This window comes from Thalassotalea fonticola (assembly GCF_032911225.1).
Taxonomy (GTDB): Bacteria; Pseudomonadota; Gammaproteobacteria; order Enterobacterales; family Alteromonadaceae; genus Thalassotalea_A; species Thalassotalea_A fonticola.
The window spans coordinates 1,529,290-1,545,950 of record NZ_CP136600.1; the positions used below are offsets into that span (position 1 = coordinate 1,529,290).

The 16,661-nt window shown below is 39.4% G+C and carries 12 protein-coding genes and 4 tRNA genes; 4 read left to right on the forward strand and 12 right to left on the reverse strand.

Translation table 11 applies throughout. The features are described 5' to 3' along the window. Positions 1–32: 32 nt before the first annotated feature. A complete protein-coding gene (locus RI844_RS06320) occupies positions 33–647 on the forward strand; it encodes a hypothetical protein (RefSeq protein ID WP_348397600.1) in 615 nt (204 codons plus the stop codon). A gap of 76 nt (positions 648–723) precedes the next feature. On the opposite strand, the gene RI844_RS06325 is transcribed toward RI844_RS06320, so the two are convergent. Next, complete coding sequence (locus RI844_RS06325) at positions 724–2,049, reverse strand: DEAD/DEAH box helicase (RefSeq protein ID WP_348397601.1); 1,326 nt, start codon at positions 2,047–2,049, stop codon at positions 724–726. 292 nt (positions 2,050–2,341) lie between these two features. Then, a complete protein-coding gene (gene gltX, locus RI844_RS06330; RefSeq protein ID WP_348397602.1) occupies positions 2,342–3,754 on the reverse strand; it encodes a glutamate--tRNA ligase in 1,413 nt (470 codons plus the stop codon). 246 nt (positions 3,755–4,000) lie between these two features. On the opposite strand from gltX, the gene RI844_RS06335 reads away from it, so the two are divergent. Beyond that, positions 4,001–4,315: a 2Fe-2S iron-sulfur cluster-binding protein gene (locus RI844_RS06335; protein WP_348397603.1), complete on the forward strand. Its 315-nt coding sequence runs from the start codon at positions 4,001–4,003 to the stop codon at positions 4,313–4,315. A gap of 785 nt (positions 4,316–5,100) precedes the next feature. On the opposite strand, the gene RI844_RS06340 is transcribed toward RI844_RS06335, so the two are convergent. The 4 genes from RI844_RS06340 to RI844_RS06355 form a co-directional block, all read right to left on the reverse strand. Beyond that, positions 5,101–5,176 (reverse strand) — tRNA-Val (locus RI844_RS06340). Positions 5,177–5,205: 29 nt separating this feature from the next. Continuing rightward, positions 5,206–5,281, reverse strand: a tRNA-Val gene (locus RI844_RS06345). Positions 5,282–5,308: 27 nt separating this feature from the next. Further along, positions 5,309–5,384 (reverse strand) — tRNA-Val (locus RI844_RS06350). 26 nt (positions 5,385–5,410) lie between these two features. Continuing rightward, positions 5,411–5,486, reverse strand: a tRNA-Val gene (locus RI844_RS06355). A 250-nt stretch (positions 5,487–5,736) separates the two neighbouring features. Here RI844_RS06355 and RI844_RS06360 point away from each other — a divergent pair. Continuing rightward, positions 5,737–6,150 (forward strand): RNA-binding S4 domain-containing protein, encoded by a 414-nt coding sequence (locus RI844_RS06360; protein WP_348397604.1) that lies wholly within the window; start codon positions 5,737–5,739, stop codon positions 6,148–6,150. Between the two features lie 19 nt (positions 6,151–6,169). On the opposite strand, the gene RI844_RS06365 is transcribed toward RI844_RS06360, so the two are convergent. The 3 genes from RI844_RS06365 to RI844_RS06375 all read right to left on the reverse strand — a co-directional run bounded on the left by RI844_RS06365 (position 6,170) and on the right by RI844_RS06375 (position 11,105). Beyond that, positions 6,170–6,652 carry a GNAT family N-acetyltransferase gene (locus RI844_RS06365; RefSeq protein WP_348397605.1) on the reverse strand — a complete coding sequence of 161 codons (483 nt, stop codon included), beginning with the start codon at positions 6,650–6,652 and terminating at the stop codon, positions 6,170–6,172. Positions 6,653–6,775: 123 nt separating this feature from the next. After that, positions 6,776–8,674 (reverse strand): CocE/NonD family hydrolase, encoded by a 1,899-nt coding sequence (locus RI844_RS06370; RefSeq protein ID WP_348397606.1) that lies wholly within the window; start codon positions 8,672–8,674, stop codon positions 6,776–6,778. Positions 8,675–8,768: 94 nt separating this feature from the next. Further along, complete coding sequence (locus RI844_RS06375) at positions 8,769–11,105, reverse strand: TonB-dependent receptor (protein ID WP_348397607.1); 2,337 nt, start codon at positions 11,103–11,105, stop codon at positions 8,769–8,771. 550 nt (positions 11,106–11,655) lie between these two features. On the opposite strand from RI844_RS06375, the gene RI844_RS06380 reads away from it, so the two are divergent. Further along, the gene (locus RI844_RS06380) at positions 11,656–12,363 is read left to right on the forward strand and encodes a TetR/AcrR family transcriptional regulator (RefSeq protein WP_348397608.1); all 708 of its coding nucleotides are present in this window, start codon (positions 11,656–11,658) and stop codon (positions 12,361–12,363) included. A gap of 347 nt (positions 12,364–12,710) precedes the next feature. Here RI844_RS06380 and RI844_RS06385 read toward each other — a convergent pair whose 3' ends face one another. From RI844_RS06385 to RI844_RS06395, 3 genes are all read right to left on the reverse strand, one after another. Further along, on the reverse strand, positions 12,711–13,955 hold the full coding sequence (locus RI844_RS06385; protein ID WP_348397609.1) for a dipeptidase: 1,245 nt from the start codon (positions 13,953–13,955) through the stop codon (positions 12,711–12,713). A gap of 150 nt (positions 13,956–14,105) precedes the next feature. Next, positions 14,106–14,834 (reverse strand): Crp/Fnr family transcriptional regulator, encoded by a 729-nt coding sequence (locus RI844_RS06390; RefSeq protein ID WP_348397610.1) that lies wholly within the window; start codon positions 14,832–14,834, stop codon positions 14,106–14,108. A 129-nt stretch (positions 14,835–14,963) separates the two neighbouring features. Further along, positions 14,964–16,649, reverse strand: coding sequence for an amidohydrolase family protein (locus RI844_RS06395; RefSeq protein WP_348397611.1), 1,686 nt, complete (start codon positions 16,647–16,649; stop codon positions 14,964–14,966). Positions 16,650–16,661: the final 12 nt, after the last annotated feature.

Below are 16,661 nucleotides of genomic sequence, written 5' to 3' on the forward strand. Positions count from 1 at the left end.
AAGAAAACTTAACCTTTGTATTTCAGCCGAAAATGCCTATCCCGTTAGATGGTGGCGATTCAATTTTATTCCGACCAGCTATTCCATTTATTGTTGACCAGCCAATGCCATTTGGCGCTACAGGTTACGCGCAAGAATCTGGACTCGGCGATATTACCTTTGATTTAGCCTATGCGCCTAAATCTGAAGATGGCATATTGGTGGCCTACGGTATTATTTCTACACTGCCAACTGGTGATGAAGATTTAGGAATGGGCGAATCAACAACATTAGGACCAGAATATTTAATTGGTAAAATAACACCTAACTATGTAATCGGTGCCTTTCCTAATCACCAATGGGATATTGCAGGTGACCGAAAAGTCAATATTACCTCTTCACAATTCTTTGGTATTTTATTACCCGGTGACGGTTGGTCATACGGAACGTCACCTACGGTTAGTTATAACTGGGAAAGTGAGCAGTGGACAGTACCAGTACAAGTTACCGCTTCAAAAACGGTAATATGGGGTGGACGTCCGTGGAAATTTGGTATGGAAGTAAACTATTATGTTGAAAAGGATGATTATTTTGCACCCGAGTGGATGATTGGCTTTAGCATTACGCCTGTGGTAGAAAATAAATTACTAGCTTGGTTTAAATCTTAATACTAAATTAGGCTTAAAAAATCCCTTGAGTTAGAAATAACTTCAAGGGATTTTTTGAATTTAAAATTATTTAATTTTATTCATCGTTATCAACATAACTGCCTGGCTTTTTACGAACCATCGGCATATCTGCAAAGACTTCATCAGTAAAGACAATTTTCTTTTTAACTTTCGGTTGAGACACTTTCTTTTTAGCTTTCTTAGCTTTCGTTTTATTGTCAGCTTTTGCTTTTGCCTTCACCTTAGGCTTTAAACCTTTAAACTTGCCTTCTAATCCTTCAACCGTTGAAAATTCAATATTTTGTTGTAATAACGCTTTAATATTTAAATAACTTTGCCAATCTTTTGGACCAATAAAAGAAATAGCATCACCTTTAGAGCCGGCTCTGCCAGTACGGCCAACACGGTGAATATACTCTTCTGCATGCTTAGGCAAGTCGAAGTTAATAACGTGCGACACATTAACTAAATCTAAACCACGAGAGGCTAAATCGGTAGTGACCAGTATTTTGTTTTGCCCTTTCGAGAATGCTTCCATTACACGGTTACGTTCACTCTGTGCTAAATCACCACTAAGAGCTACGGCGTTCAATTGCTGATCATTTAACTCTTTTGCCAACCTTTCGGTATCAGCTCTAGTTGCAGTAAAGATGATCATTTGTTGATAATCTTCATTATTAATGAAACTTTCAAGTAACGCTTGTTTATGGTCTAAGTGATCAGATAAATAAAAGCGTTGGGTAATGTCTTTATGTTCACTGGTGATGGCACCAATGGCAATTCGTTTAGGCTTTTTCAATAAACCTTTGGCAAACTCTTCTACTTGACCATGCTCTAATGTTGCAGAGAACATCAATGTTTGGCGTTTACGGTGATCAGCAGCTTCATTAATTTGCTTTAATTGCGGCGCAAAACCTAGATCAAGCATTCTATCTGCTTCATCTAAAATCAACAGCTCTAAGCCATTTAAGTAAAACAAGCCTTTTGATAGATGATCTGCTAAGCGACCAGGAGTAGCGACAATAAAGTCAGGATTTTTATCTAACACTTTAACTTGATCATTAAAATTTTCACCGCCAAGAATAAGTGCTGATTTATATTGGGTACCGGCTGAAACTGCTTTTAAATGAGCAAACACTTGTTTGGCAAGTTCACGTGTAGGTGTAAGAATTAACACTCTTGGATCTTTTTTAGATAACGCACGGCTTTTTATTAAACGCTGCATAGCAGGTAATAAAAACGCTAAGGTTTTGCCCGAACCAGTTTTTGACGATGCAATAATATCCTGCCCTGTCATTGCTGCAGGGATCGCTTGCTGTTGAATTTCGGTAGGTTGTTCAAAACCCATATGTTCAACCGCTCTTAATAAACGACTGTCTAGATTAAATGCTGCAAATGCCAAAAATGTTTCTCCAAAATATAAATAACAAAGCTACAACTAAGTGTAGCTGAATAACAAAAGATCCTGATATATATGATGACGCTGGGGGTCAATTCCGTCATTCCCGCGGAGGCGGGAATCCATAATTACCCTACCAGTTAGACGGGATAGTTCCTATTTTCTAGTTTAGCCCCTGACATCAGACCCTGAAACAAGTTCAGGGCGATACTAAAGTATCGAGTTCAGGAAGTGCTGCTTTCGGGCTCACTTCTCGTTTCTCGTTTCTCACTTCTCGTTTCTCGTTTCTCGGGCATTACCCGTTCGCAACACGCTCATCAATAAAGGCAATCGCTTTATCAATACGAACAATTACTTGGTCTTGCTCTAACAATGCTAATGTTTCATCTAATGAAGGTGAATTACCAGCACCGGTTGCGGCAACACGAAGTGGCATGCCTACTTTACCCATACCAATTTCAAGCTCTTCTGCAGTAGCATTAATCGCGTTATGGATTTCTTCAGCAGTCCAATCAGTTAACGCAGCTAATTTACTTTGTACAAGCACAAGCGGATCTTTAGCTACGCCGCGTAAATGTTTTTTCGCGGCTTTTTCATCAAACTCAGTGTACTCTTCATAGAAATAACGTGAAATTTGCGCCATTTCTTTTAACGTTTTAACTCTGTCCGCTTGTACTTTAACAATTGCGCTTAATGCTGGACCATTGTCAGTATTAATGCCCTGCTCATTCATGTGCCAAGTTAAGTGTTCTGCAACATACTCAGGGTCTAAAGATTTCATGTAATGCTGGTTTACCCAGATTAACTTATCAGTATTAAACGCCGAAGGTGCGCGGTTACAACCGGTTAAATCAAACAACTCGATCATCTCTTCACGAGAGAAGATTTCTTGATCGCCATGTGACCAACCTAAACGTACTAAGTAGTTTAATAATGCTTCAGGTAAGTAACCGTCATCGCGATACTGCATTACACCAACAGCGCCGTGACGCTTTGATAAACGCTTACCATCATCACCTAAGATCATAGGGATGTGTGCATATTCAGGTAATGGTGCACCCAAGGCAGTTAAAATATTGATTTGACGAGGTGTGTTGTTTACATGGTCGTCACCACGTACTACATGAGTTATTTTCATATCCCAGTCATCAACAACAACAGTTAAGTTATAGGTTGGTGAACCGTCTGAACGAGCAATGATTAAATCATCTAACTCACTGTTAGATATTTCTATATCGCCTTTCACTATGTCTTTAATGATCACCGAACCTTCGAGCGGGTTTCTAAAGCGAATAACGTATGGCTTATCTTCAGGGTAATCAGTACGGTCGCGCCATAAACCGTTATAACGAGGCTTTTCACCAGCAGCTTTTAGCTCTTCGCGCATTGCATCTACTTCTTCCGGTGTACAGTAACAGCGATAAGCATGGCCAGTATCAAGTAATTGCTGGATCACTTCTTTGTAACGATCAAAACAATGAGTTTGGAAAAATGGACCACGGTTCCAGTCCAGATTTAGCCAATTCATACCGTCCATAATTGCATCTACCGATTCTTGCGTTGAACGCTCTAAATCAGTGTCTTCAATACGAAGCACAAAGTCGCCGCCATTTTTCTTGGCGTATAACCAGCTATAAAGGGCTGTACGGGCACCACCTACATGAAGGTAGCCTGTTGGACTCGGCGCAAAACGGGTCGTTAAAGTCATAGTATTCTCGCTAAAAAGTGTTTGATTCTATTCGTAAAAAGAGAAAATAAAATTAAACAAATAAGTACATAAAAAATTGTCGCGTATTTTAACAGCTTAAGCCGTTAAAAACACCTGATATTTATCCCCCGGATACCAGCAACATTTAGGTTGTTTAAAGCAAAGAAAATTGTTCTGCAGCTTTTAACCAGTAATGATAATTTTAATTGCCTATAATGCCAGCATGTATATTGATAGGAGGCTTTTATGGGTCAAGTAACTTATATTGAAAACTGTGGCACAGTTCACGAAACGGACATAGCTAATGGTCAGTCTTTACTAGATGGTGCTTTATCTCTTGGGATCAGCAGTATGCCAGGAGCCTGTGGTGGCGATGCGGTTTGTGCGACTTGTCATTGTATAGTTGATGATGAATGGTCAGATAAGCTAAACGACATGAGCGAAGATGAATTTTTCATGCTGCAATCAATGGATAATCAGCAAGCTAACTCTAGACTGGCATGTCAAATTCGCATGAAAGATAATTTAGATGGCATGATTGTCGTCGTAGCCGACAATTAGTTTCTATAAGAAATAATTAGAATAATAAAAGTAAGCGCAAAATTTCAGGCATCGTTGGGGTGCCTTTTTTGTGTCCGTTTTTGCGACATTTAAGTTAATTTAAGGCACCTCATTCCAACACGAGCACTAGCTAGAAGTGGAACCTCCTTCCCCATATAATGTTTTGAAAATATGAAATTTTTAGAACCACAGTACGCTGTAGGAGGTTCCGGATATCGCTTATGCTCGACAATTTGATCCTGCATTGTTCTACCTACGTGCATCCATGCACTAGTCCTCCGGAATGACGTAAATGGATATACTAATGCCGATAGGTTCATGGATGAACGTTTTCTATCGGTGACGTTCTATTTTTCTAACTATATTGAGGTATTCACGTAGTTAGTTAATTTACACCACAGCATCCCGATAAACTTAGTGGACGATGCGATTCCGATAAAATTCATACAGCATAAAACCTGAAGCAAGTTCAGTTACATAGAATATATTTTTAATTTAAAAAGAATGGTGGACGATACTGGGCTCGAACCAATGACTCTCGCGCACTTGTATTAGCGGACGATGCTCTCCCTATTTGGGCTTGCTTGAATTACTGACACACGAAAAATTCGAATGATATCGAATTACTTTAAAAAGATAAGATGATGGTGGACGATACTGGGCTCGAACCAGTGACCCTCGCGCACTTGTATTAGCGGGCGATGCTCTCCCTATTTGGGCTTGCTTGAATTACTGACACACGAAAAATTCGAATGATATCGAATTACTTTAAAAAGATAAGATGATGGTGGACGATACTGGGCTCGAACCAGTGACCCTCGCCTTGTAAGGGCGATGCTCTCCCAACTGAGCTAATCGTCCAGGGTCTTTGAGGTTTACTTTTTACTTGATGGTGGACGATACTGGGCTCGAACCAGTGACCCTCGCCTTGTAAGGGCGATGCTCTCCCAACTGAGCTAATCGTCCAACAAGTAAAATAGATTTGAAATTGAATGGTGGACGATACTGGGCTCGAACCAGTGACCCTCGCCTTGTAAGGGCGATGCTCTCCCAACTGAGCTAATCGTCCAGACAAAATCAAATCATGCAAAATAGTGGTGGACGATACTGGGCTCGAACCAGTGACCCTCGCCTTGTAAGGGCGATGCTCTCCCAACTGAGCTAATCGTCCGCAATAATTTGCGACCTTCTTCAGGGAATTGCTTGAAGAAAGTGATGCGTATTATAGGGATCGCTAAAAAACTGTCAACACTAACTTCAATATATTTTGTGATTATTTGTTCGTATGCTGTTTTTTAATACAAATTGATTATCTTGAAGGCAAATTTACAGCGCTTTTTTCTTAATTTTGCAAAAACTTTAAAAATAATTCATGTTAAACTTCATAATACAGACATTAGGTACATTAACTGGAAACCATTTTGGAAATTGAAGTATTAGCTATAGAATTACATGAAGAGCCTATAGAGCTGTGTAAGCTACTTAAAATTGCTAACCTTGTTGGCGGCGGCGGAGAAGCTAAAATGGTGATTACAGAAGGCTACGTTTATCTTAATGGAGAAGTTGAATACCAGAAACGTAAAAAAGTATATTTTGAAGACATTGTGCAATTTAACGATGAAGCGATAATGCCTATTTTGAGTGATGAGCCAAAACCAGTAGCCGAGCCAAAACCAAACTCTGTGATGAATAAAGCTAAAAAATCGCCTAAAAACACTCCATCAAAAAAATCTAACTCTAAAACGAAAAACAGCCCTAAGAACAATAGTCAAAAGGCTGATAAAAAACCAAGTTCAAATAACTCTCGAACTGGTCGTAAATCTATTTCGTTTTAATTTTATTGAGAGGTACTAATTAAAGTACTTTTTCCCAAAACATCGCTTTGCCCATTTCAGGGTCAAGCTCATACCCTTCAAAGCCAAATTTAATATAGCTGTTTTTGGCAACGTTGTTGCCTTCCAGTACTTCTAAAGTGATCTTACAACAACCCATTTCAATAGCTTGCTTTTCAACTTCAGCCATCAATTTATGACTTAAACCCAAACCTCTAAACTGTGACACTACCCCCATATCATGAATGTTTAATAATGGTTTTGCTTTGAACGTAGAGAAACCTTCTACACAATTACAGATTGCCGCAGGCTTACCATCAACATAACAAAGTAAGCTAAATACGTTGTTACGCTTTGCTAATTCAGAGCACAAATTCATTTGTGAGTACTCGCCTAACGGTGCTCCGCCACCCATAGGATCTTCAGCATAGGAATTAAGTAAAAACATTAAATCTTTACAGTGTGATTGGTTGTTGTAATCGGCTTTTATTATTTCTATTGTCATGTTCGTTTTCTGATAAGATAAAATGATGGTTAATCATACATAACTTACCCTTTAAATAACAAATGAATTGTCTAATTAGGACTAGCTTACCATGCTAATAAATGCGGCGATTGGAGTTATGCCTTATTTAATTTCAGATACACTTCCTTCTATAACTGGCAAATCTATGAATGATGGAAATGAACTACCTTTATGAATAGTAATTTTACGTTCTATTTCATCCCAGGGTGCAGTACCACTTTTACTATCGGCACCGGCAATAGTGACACGAATTCGATTGCCTTTATCAAAGCGGTTGCCAATTGGCTTTAAGTCTAATTGAATTAAATTCGGCGCCTTGCTTAAGCTAACCCTATCCTTTTCCAAGTTCGCTAGCCAAGGTAAACCTAAATTGTTAAATGGTGCATTCTTGGTTACGGCTTTGTGTGAAGTTTTTAGGGCGTTGTCAGTAACAAACCTAGACGTGCCATCAGGTTCTACTTCTTCTAATACTACAAACAAATCAGCAACATCTGTTGAAGCTGTTAACCAAAACTGAACAACAGGGTGACCTACAATGACAATATCAGACGTCAGCTTTTCCGATGTATAAGTTAACGATTTTTGATCATAATTTAATGATAAATCTGGGTAACCAGAATGCGCATAGCATACTTCCTCGACAAATTGCTTGCCTTTACAAGTTCTATGGCTGCCGCCATTACGTTCTATATATCCACCTAAACTAATACTGTAGTCAACATCATAATCATCTTGACTGTTTTCCCGATCATTAGTTGCTGCCAGTGATGAATCATTTGTAGAGTTAATCGAACCAGATTTAGCTTTTGAAAAAAACAATTTTTGACGTTTCTCAGCGTCTAATGGCCATGATTTAGAGGTTTTCCACCCATCTTCAGGGGAGTCGCCAACAACGAAGTAACGTACAGGCTCTTCGTCCATTATATTATTTTCGATACCCTTAAGATGAAAATCAAACCATTTTATCATTTCATCAAAGACATCAATGCCAAAATGTTCGACGTGAAAGTATGGACCAATATGCAATTTTTGTGGTGTAGTTAAATTAGCATACATGATAGTTTGCCCTTTTCCGTAGGCATCCCACCAGCCAGTCCAATGATAAATGGCAATATTGGAGGCATTGATTGCCGTTAATTTATAGGCAGGGCTATTTTGTATATGCAGCGCTTCACCTGAAACTTGATCAATACTATCTCTAAAAGGCAAAGCCAACATTTGATCGCTAAATGAACGGTTCCATTGATGATAGAAGGCAGCTTTAGTTATTAACCTTCGGTCGCTATCATTGTCTACAGGCGCTACACTAAACGGTGTGGCCTGCATACTTGGAAAATCAAGCTTAGCTCTGATTAGTCGCTGCCACATCGCCCCTAAGTCCTGTCTATATATACCATTACTATAAGCAGTTTCGTAATGATCAAACTGAGCCATTGCCGGGAAAATCGCTTTTAAATATGGTGATGCTTCGGCCGCGGCTAGGTACTGAACACTACCTAAGTATGACCGCCCAAACATTGCTGTTTTTTCTGTAGTAAATGGCAGCTTAATTAGCCACTCAGTAATATCAAATGCATCTTTAGCTTGTTGCTCTCCCAACCATGTTTTACTGACGCCATGAGAGGCAGAATATCCACGAACATCTACAACAGCGACAATGTAACCACTCTCTAGCAATTTCTCTATCGCTACAGGTCCATTTATATCTCCGCCTTGAGAGGGCAATAATTCAGAATTTAATTTCCCCTTCTCATCAAGTAAAAATCGCCCATAAGGTGTAAATCGCCACGCCACAGGTAACGGTTTTTGATGTAGTTCACCATTAAATGTAGGCCGATAGTAATCAACCGCAAGCTTAACGCCATCACGTGCATCCACATAAACAGAATTACGCTGCCAACCGTCATAAAATTGCGAGTAAGCAAAAGCGATATTACAGCAAATGACACTCACGGTTACTAATGTAAATCGACATATTTTTAGGTAAAGCTTGTTATTCATTTTATTTCCTAAAAGTTTAAAAATTCCATAAAAAAAGCCACAATAAATTCATACCGTGGCCTTTATATTTATATTTTAAATATCTTCTATAAGATTAAAAACGATATGTACCTTGCACTGTTACTGTACGAGGAGCTGCTAAGTAACCAGCATGACCTGCACCGAACCCCATTAAATCTTGAGATGTAGTTAATACCGCTTCATCAGTTAAATTACTACCGATAACTCTAACAGCCCATTTGTTATCAACACTTTCAACGCCGATTTGCGCGTTAATTTTAGTGTATGAATCTTGCGTACCAACTTCACTGTTTGTGCCATCTGTAAAGTACTCGTCAGAATAAATCACTGTCGCTGCAGTTACTAAATTCAGATATTCTGTTAATGAGAACGTACCAGTTGCACCAAGGTTAGCTGATACTTCAGGCGCTTGTTGTAAGTTTTCACCCGATAAATCACAAGTACCTGGTAAGGCACCATCAGGCGTGCGACCAAAAGCACAAGCTGCTGTATCAAATTTATCATATGTTGCATCTAAGAAAGCAACAGAAGCATTAAGCATTAACCAGTCAGTTACTGCCCAACGCCCGTCAACTTCAAGACCTTGAGTTATTGCACTACCTGCATTATTGGTAATACCATCAACACCCGTGCCATCCTCATTTGGAATGAAAGCACCTACTTGTAAGTCTTCGTAATCATTATAGAACAAGGTTGCATTTAACTCTGCTGCGCCATCAGCTAATACTGAACGATAACCTACTTCAAAACCGGTTACTGATTCATCATCGTACTCATCACCACCAGTTGAGAAGCCACCAGACTTAATACTTTGAGCCACTTTACCGTATAACATGGCATCAGTAGATAGATCCCATTGCACAACCATTTCAGGCATAACTTCACTTATATCGTGTGTTCCACCAAACTCAGGTGTTGCAGCAACTACTGCGCCACCTTCTGTATAAGTGGCAACAGCGCCAGAACATAGTGAACCTGCAGAGTTTTCTGAAGGTATATGCGTTGGAGGTGTGGCAGTTACATAAAAGCCTCCATATTCACAACCGGCAACATCTTTACTTTGATCAATGTAACGAACACCAGCGATAACTCGAACATCATCGTTTAAGTTCCAAGTTCCAGATGCGAATACTGAGATTAAGTCATCCTCTGATGCGAATGCATTTGAATCGATTAAACCAGGAACTGGAGCAACAAACATTTGACCTAGGTCTGTTAATGGTACAATTCCAGGGTTTTCTTGCCAGCTCTCAGATGTCTGATAATACAAACCAGCTACCCACTCAAATGTTTCACCAGTAGGTGAGGCCCAACGAAGTTCGGCACTAGTTTGTTCATACGTTTCGAACAACGAAGTATCTAAACCGGCTAGCAAAAACTTACCTTCTGAGTTTAATAAGTCTGTTCCGAAACTATATTCAAAGTCTGAATAGCCAACAGTCGCTGTAATCGTGTGATCACCCATAAAATAATCAGCGGTTAGCACTACATTAGTATTTTCAACATACATGCCAGCGTCATCTTCAAATACTGTCCCTAATAAAGCAGGATCAGACCAAAACTCGTAATCTAGTTTATTGTCGTCCCCGTCAAGACCATTTTCACCGTATGTTTCACCAAGAGAACCGGAACGTTCCCAATCAGCAACTTCAACTTTACCGGTAAGTATTAAATTCTCACTCGCTTCAAATACTGCGCTAAGACGCATCAGGTCACTTTCTACTGCACCTAGCGTTTCGCCATTTCTGCGGTTGGTAAAATAACCGTCACCTTCGCCTTGATGTTTATATGCAACACGTAAACCAAGAGAGTCTGTAGGTGAACCACCCGCTACTACTGTAGTACCAATTTCACCGTACTCAACTTCATAATCAGCGGTCACTTCAGCAAAAGTTTCATCACCAGGATTTGTTTTCGCTGTTACAACACTAACAGAACCGGCCGTAGAGTTTAAACCAAACATAACCGCTTGTGGGCCACGTAATATTTCAACACGTTTGGTATCTAAAAATGGGGTTACATATTGACGAGAGCGTGGCATATATACGCCATCAATAAACATACCAACCGATTGTTCAAAGCTTCTATTTTCGCCAGAGCCCATACCACGCATGGTAACTTTAGTACCTGAAATACCTTCACCAACATTAAAGTTAGGAATGCCTTCAGACATGTTTTGCATATCAGTAATATTATTATCTTTTAAGAAATCACCACTAATTGCAGTAATTGACATTGGCGTTTCTTGCACACTTGTTGAACGTTTAGTAGCAGTTACTTCAATCACTTCTAATTTCGCGTCTGCACCTGCTTCAGTAGCTTCTTCAGCAACTGCCGCTGGCATATATGCACAGCTAATGCCGCATGCTAGGAATAAACCTTTTGTAACCTTATTCAATGATGGATTCATAGTTTTTATCTCTTTGGAATACTTATGTAAATTTATTTTATTATTTTTATAATTCACTACGTTTTAGTAGTTGGTCTCTTGGATGGAGAAACCGTTTTTCACTTCTTGGATAGAGAAGTAATTAAAAGTTAACTGGATAGGAAAACTCTTAAATCTGTATTTAAAATATGCAACCAAAGTGTAAATGTCAACACCTAATGAGTCTAATTCATTATCTTTTTCCAACAAATATACACAATTCAGAACAATTCCATTACAAAACAACAACTAATGAAAAACACCAAACTTATTAACTTTCATTAGAAAATTAACATCCAACTAACAATCAAGCAGTTACAATCAACAATACCGCAACAAAATAAGCAATAATGAGGTTGACTCACATTGACATTATTAAGTAAACGCACTATAAAAAGTAAATGACTTTTCGAAATGAGAGCAGAAGGGTAATATTTCACTTGTTCGGTTAACAATTGATGACATGTCTTTTTAACTTATGTACCCTAGGCTCTGTTGACCCTAGAAATAACAACAATAAGAGAATGTACTAATGCCACAAGCAGCTAAGAAAAAAAGAGTAAGACAAAAACCAGAAGAACGCTTAGCTGAGATAATTAAAATCTCGCATCAAATGTTTGTAGAAAAGGGTTATGAAGCGACTTCTATGGCTGAAGTAGCCAACGAGATTGGCATTGTTGAAGGTACAATTTATCGTTACTTCAAGACAAAAAAAGATGTGTTATTGGTGGTTTTAGAAAAGTGGTACGACAATGCCCTCGCCGACTATGAGCAAAACTTAGCTGGTATTACTGGTGTTAAAAACCGTATGCATTTTATGATCTGGCATCACTTAAAGGTATTGCAAGCCGATCCGGTTTTATGTGATCTGATTGTTCAGCATGTTCGTGCTAGCGATGACTACGAAACGACAAAAATTTTCCAACTCAACAAATCATACTCCAGCGCCGTTGATAGAATAATAAAAGAAGGCATCGCTGAAGGTATCTTTGTTGAAGATGCCCCTATAGCGCTTGTACGTGACATGGTTTATGGCGGTGTTGAATATCATTCATGGCGTTATGTATCAGGTCGAAGTAAACGCTTAGATGTTGATAAAATTGCCAACCAAATATCCCATTTTGTTTATAAAGCCTTGTTAATCGAAAATTCAGAGCCTGTTTCTAGCGATACCAGCAATGATTTAGTGTTGGCAAAATTAAACACTCTTGAGGCGAAGATAGATAAACTAAATTTGTAACAGATTTAGTAATTTACTCGTACTATGTGCAGATCTCACATTCATTTACAGTCCTTCCACTTGCCAAACTCGTTTAGCATTCCTAATACCACTTGCTGAACTTGTTTCAGCATCCCTAATCACCACTTGCTGAACTTGTTTCAGCATCTTTATTCAGCGCCTATAGACCCTGAAATAAATTCAGGGATTAGTGCAGTCATGACTTCAGGGGGTAGCACCTTGTGTTAACTTCAACTCTCTAAAGCTTGTCACCAAAAACAAAAAGGCGCAGCTAATGTTATTAACTACGCCTTTTGTACGTTAAGTCATATTCCAGGGTGTGAGAAACTTAAAAGCGAATAATTAAATTATTTCCAAGACTTTTTGTATACTCGAACTAGGTTTTCACCCATAATCTTACGAATGTCTTCGTTTGAATAGCCCATCTTCCATAGCTCATCAATTACTGGCGCTAAGTGCTTAGACATTTCAGCACAACCGGTTGAACCTCGCTTAAATGCATCAACCATGTAGCCGTTATCAGTGTACATATGAGAGTTTTCGATGGCAAAATCAGCAACTCGCGAAACGGTCATCATGTCATCTGTTCCAATACCCACGTGGTCAACACCTAATACTTTTACCGCACCGTCAACCATTTCAGCAAATTGCTTAGGCGTGATATCTTCTGGCCACACTCCATCCATCATCCACTCAGTAGCAGTGATAGAAACCATCCCCCCCATTTCTTTAACTGTTAATGCCTGCTCATCAGAAATTAGACGGTAACACGCTGCTAGACGGTGGAACAGGTCGCCTTTTTTATAACCTTTCTCCGCCATACGCTTTTCTGTTTCTGTAAGCGTTTCATGCGGCTCACAGCCGTACGTTGAAGCAAGTGGTGAGTGAGAATAAACTGCAGGTACACCTGGATGCTTCTCTTTCATGTAATCAGTAATGTCTTTGGTTGTTTGATAACCATGGTGCGACATATCTACTGTAATACCGTACTTAACCATTTCATCGATTACTTCTTTACCGTATTCTGTAAGTCCAGACTTATCACCCGCAAGCGCTGATAGTCCACCAACACCGGTTTGTTCAACTCCATTGTATACAAGTTGCATTACACGGATACCGTCATCTGCCAACTCTTTAACGCGGCTTGCGTCGCCCTCAAGCATCATGGTAGTTTGCGCGTTCCACATTACTGCGTATTCACCATTTTTCTGGGCAAGAACGAAATCTTCAGGCTTGTCAACAAAACGAATCTTTGCATTTGATTCTTGTACAGCTTCAGTCCATTTAGCAAGCTCAGCTTTGTATTTTGCCCAAGTAGGCGTTGCTGGAGATGTTAAAGTGATAGTTGCACCAGAAATGCCACGTGAGTGAGCTAAATCGATGTAATTAGTCACTTCTCGGTTATCTGCCCAGCCAGTACCAAATGGCGATGCGTAAAAATCAATTGCCATGTTATTTTGCAAGAATTGTTGTGCTTTTGGTGATGCCGTATTGTGCCAGTCTTTGGTTTCAATCGATGCTGAGGCTGTGCCAATAAACGATACTGTAACTGCAACAGCGACTAAAGATTTTAAAGTGTTACGTAATTTCATATCAAGCTCCTATAGCGTTTTCGCTAAGTGAATATATAACTTTTATGTAAGTGGTTTGTTTAACTTGAGGCTATTATGACGAATATAAATTGTGAGTTGTGTTGCCTAAGCAACAGATAGAAGTAAAAGACTGTAAAAGTTAATGGAAAGTTAAATCAATTTACTCGATTCAAGCAAATCAACATCTGCTAAATAGGATTTCAACTTTGAAAGATCATGAATATACAAGCCACATCGGAATGATTCAACAATACCTTTATCAGCAAATTCATTGATTATGCTACTAGTATTCGAGCGGTTTAAGCCGGCCAACGCCGCAATTTGCTGTTGGGTAATTTTTAACGTTAAAGACTCATTATCATTAATGCTGCCTTGCACTCTACAAATATCCAACAATGTATAGGCAACTTTCACCGATGATGGCGTTGCCAAACTCACTAAACACTTTTCAAACATGGTATCTGCGCGAACTGATTTTATAAAAAATAATAATTTAAACAACTCATCTGATTGATTCATCAGGTAATTCAGATGATAAATAGGTACTTTTAGATAATCAATATTTTGTAAAAACGTCCCTGCCATACCACTTGGAAATTTAAAGTTCATGATCGGTGCATAACACATCCAATCGCCAGGCCCGTATAATTTACTTAAACTAAACTTTTCTGTAAGCAAGGGAGCGGTCATCATTAAGCTACCCCGTAGCAATAAATAGATACCGTACTGTTCCTGATTATGTAAGTTAAACTCGCTACCGCTGATATGAGTTTTCTTAACCGCGCCCGATAAAAATTCAGATTTAAACTCTTCGCTTAACTCACACGGCCAGTTAATTTGGGTTTTATATTGTTCTATTTGTTGCAGGTTTAATGGCAAATGTGTTTCCTAGCTTGGTAAACAAAAATATTATAATCACTGTATTCTCTATTTTGGCGCAGCACAATAAGGAAGCCTTATCAAAATGATAAGGCTTTGCAACTATATAATAAGTGCTGCTCTAAAAAATTATTTAGTTTCATTGAGTGTTTCAGCTCTTAATGGTGATGTTTCAACTAAATTTTTCTTTTTCCAGGCCTCTTCAGAAATTGGTTCAAAACGCCCTTTGTCTTCAACAGGAAATCGAATTGGCTGACCTGCATAGACATCTTTTTGTACTTTAGAGTCTTTAACTACGATAGTGCCATTAACCAATACGTATGGGATCCCTGTTGATGGCAGGCCATTGCTACCAGATTTAAACGTTGCATGTTCAGTAACATTTTCGGCATCAATTAACACAATATCAGCCACCATGCCCTCTTGCATTCTGCCACGCTCTTGCATCGCTTTAAGCCCAGTGTCACCCATAAACTTCGCTGGCCAGTAGCTTAATTGACTTAAGGTGTGCATTAACGGTACACCTTCCTCTCGAGCAATTCTTAGCGTTACAGCATGCGTACCAGCCGCCCTTGGGTGGCCCGCGTAGTCCTCATAGGGATCATCCCAGTCAAGGAATTCGCCTTTACTATTCAAACCTGGCATACCATCACCAGCTACAATGAAGCCTTCAACTTTCGTCCATTCTGGTAACCACTTTTTACGTGGTGGGCTATAAGCAACTAACGTTCTACCAGGTTCATCTTTAACAAATTTTAAAAACTCTTCTTTGCTAACAAATTTATCTAATTGAGGATCATAAATGGTTTCTTCATATTTAAAGTTCATTAGCTCTTGCCAAATAGGTGGCTGAACAATGGCTGCACCATAATTTCCAGACCCCGCTATCCATGGATAATACGTTGCCCAAACATTATAACCTTGCTGACGCGCTTGGCTCAGCAACTCTTGGGTTTCCCACCAACCAAAATCATTATCGTGGTGAATTTCAAGTGGTGCATTTAACGCCATCGCATTAGCAATTATTTCTTTTGCGCCAATTGGCCCTTCAGTTGGCGGCGTTGCACTTGGATGAAAACGATGATGTACCGCAGTTACTCGTCCATATTGCCCTGCTAGTTTTTGCGTGGTGTACATTTCATAACTTACAATTGCTTTACCAGCATAACCAATAAGCGAGCCAACTCCCAAAGCACCTTGGCGTAATTCCTCATCAAGAATTGCATGTACCTGATTTATTTGCTCATAGCTGGATTTATCATTTGCCCAGCCCTCGTGGCCATCTTTGCCAGATTCGCTTCTATGCTTGCTTAACGTATATGGCATTGAAATATCAGGACCAGAAAGATCCATCTCAGAATCGTGAATGCGCATACGTGCATATTCTTGTCCGGCTACTGCGCCAAAGTTAGCTTGAGTGGTTCCCTCTCGCTTAGCATACCATTCGGGAATATTTAACACGCCAACTTCAAAGTCCATTTGAGTTGTAACGCCATCACGTAAATTAACTTTTATTCCCCAAGGATCTAAGCCATGTTGCTCGTAATCAATAAAACCAGCAGTAACGACGTGTCCGCTGGCATCAATAACTTCATCACCTGAAATGTCTCGTTCAGTAATCGCAATAATGCGACCATCTTTTATGCCTACGTTACGCACTCCATCAAAGTTAGTTTCAGGATCCATCACGCGGCCATTGTTAATTACCACATCATAGTTAATATTATCTGCATCTACAGTTGATACATCACTTTCGGTTTGGCTACAGGCTGTAATCGCGGCTAAAAAACCTAGCGTGACCAATGTGTTTTTCATTTATTTCCCTCA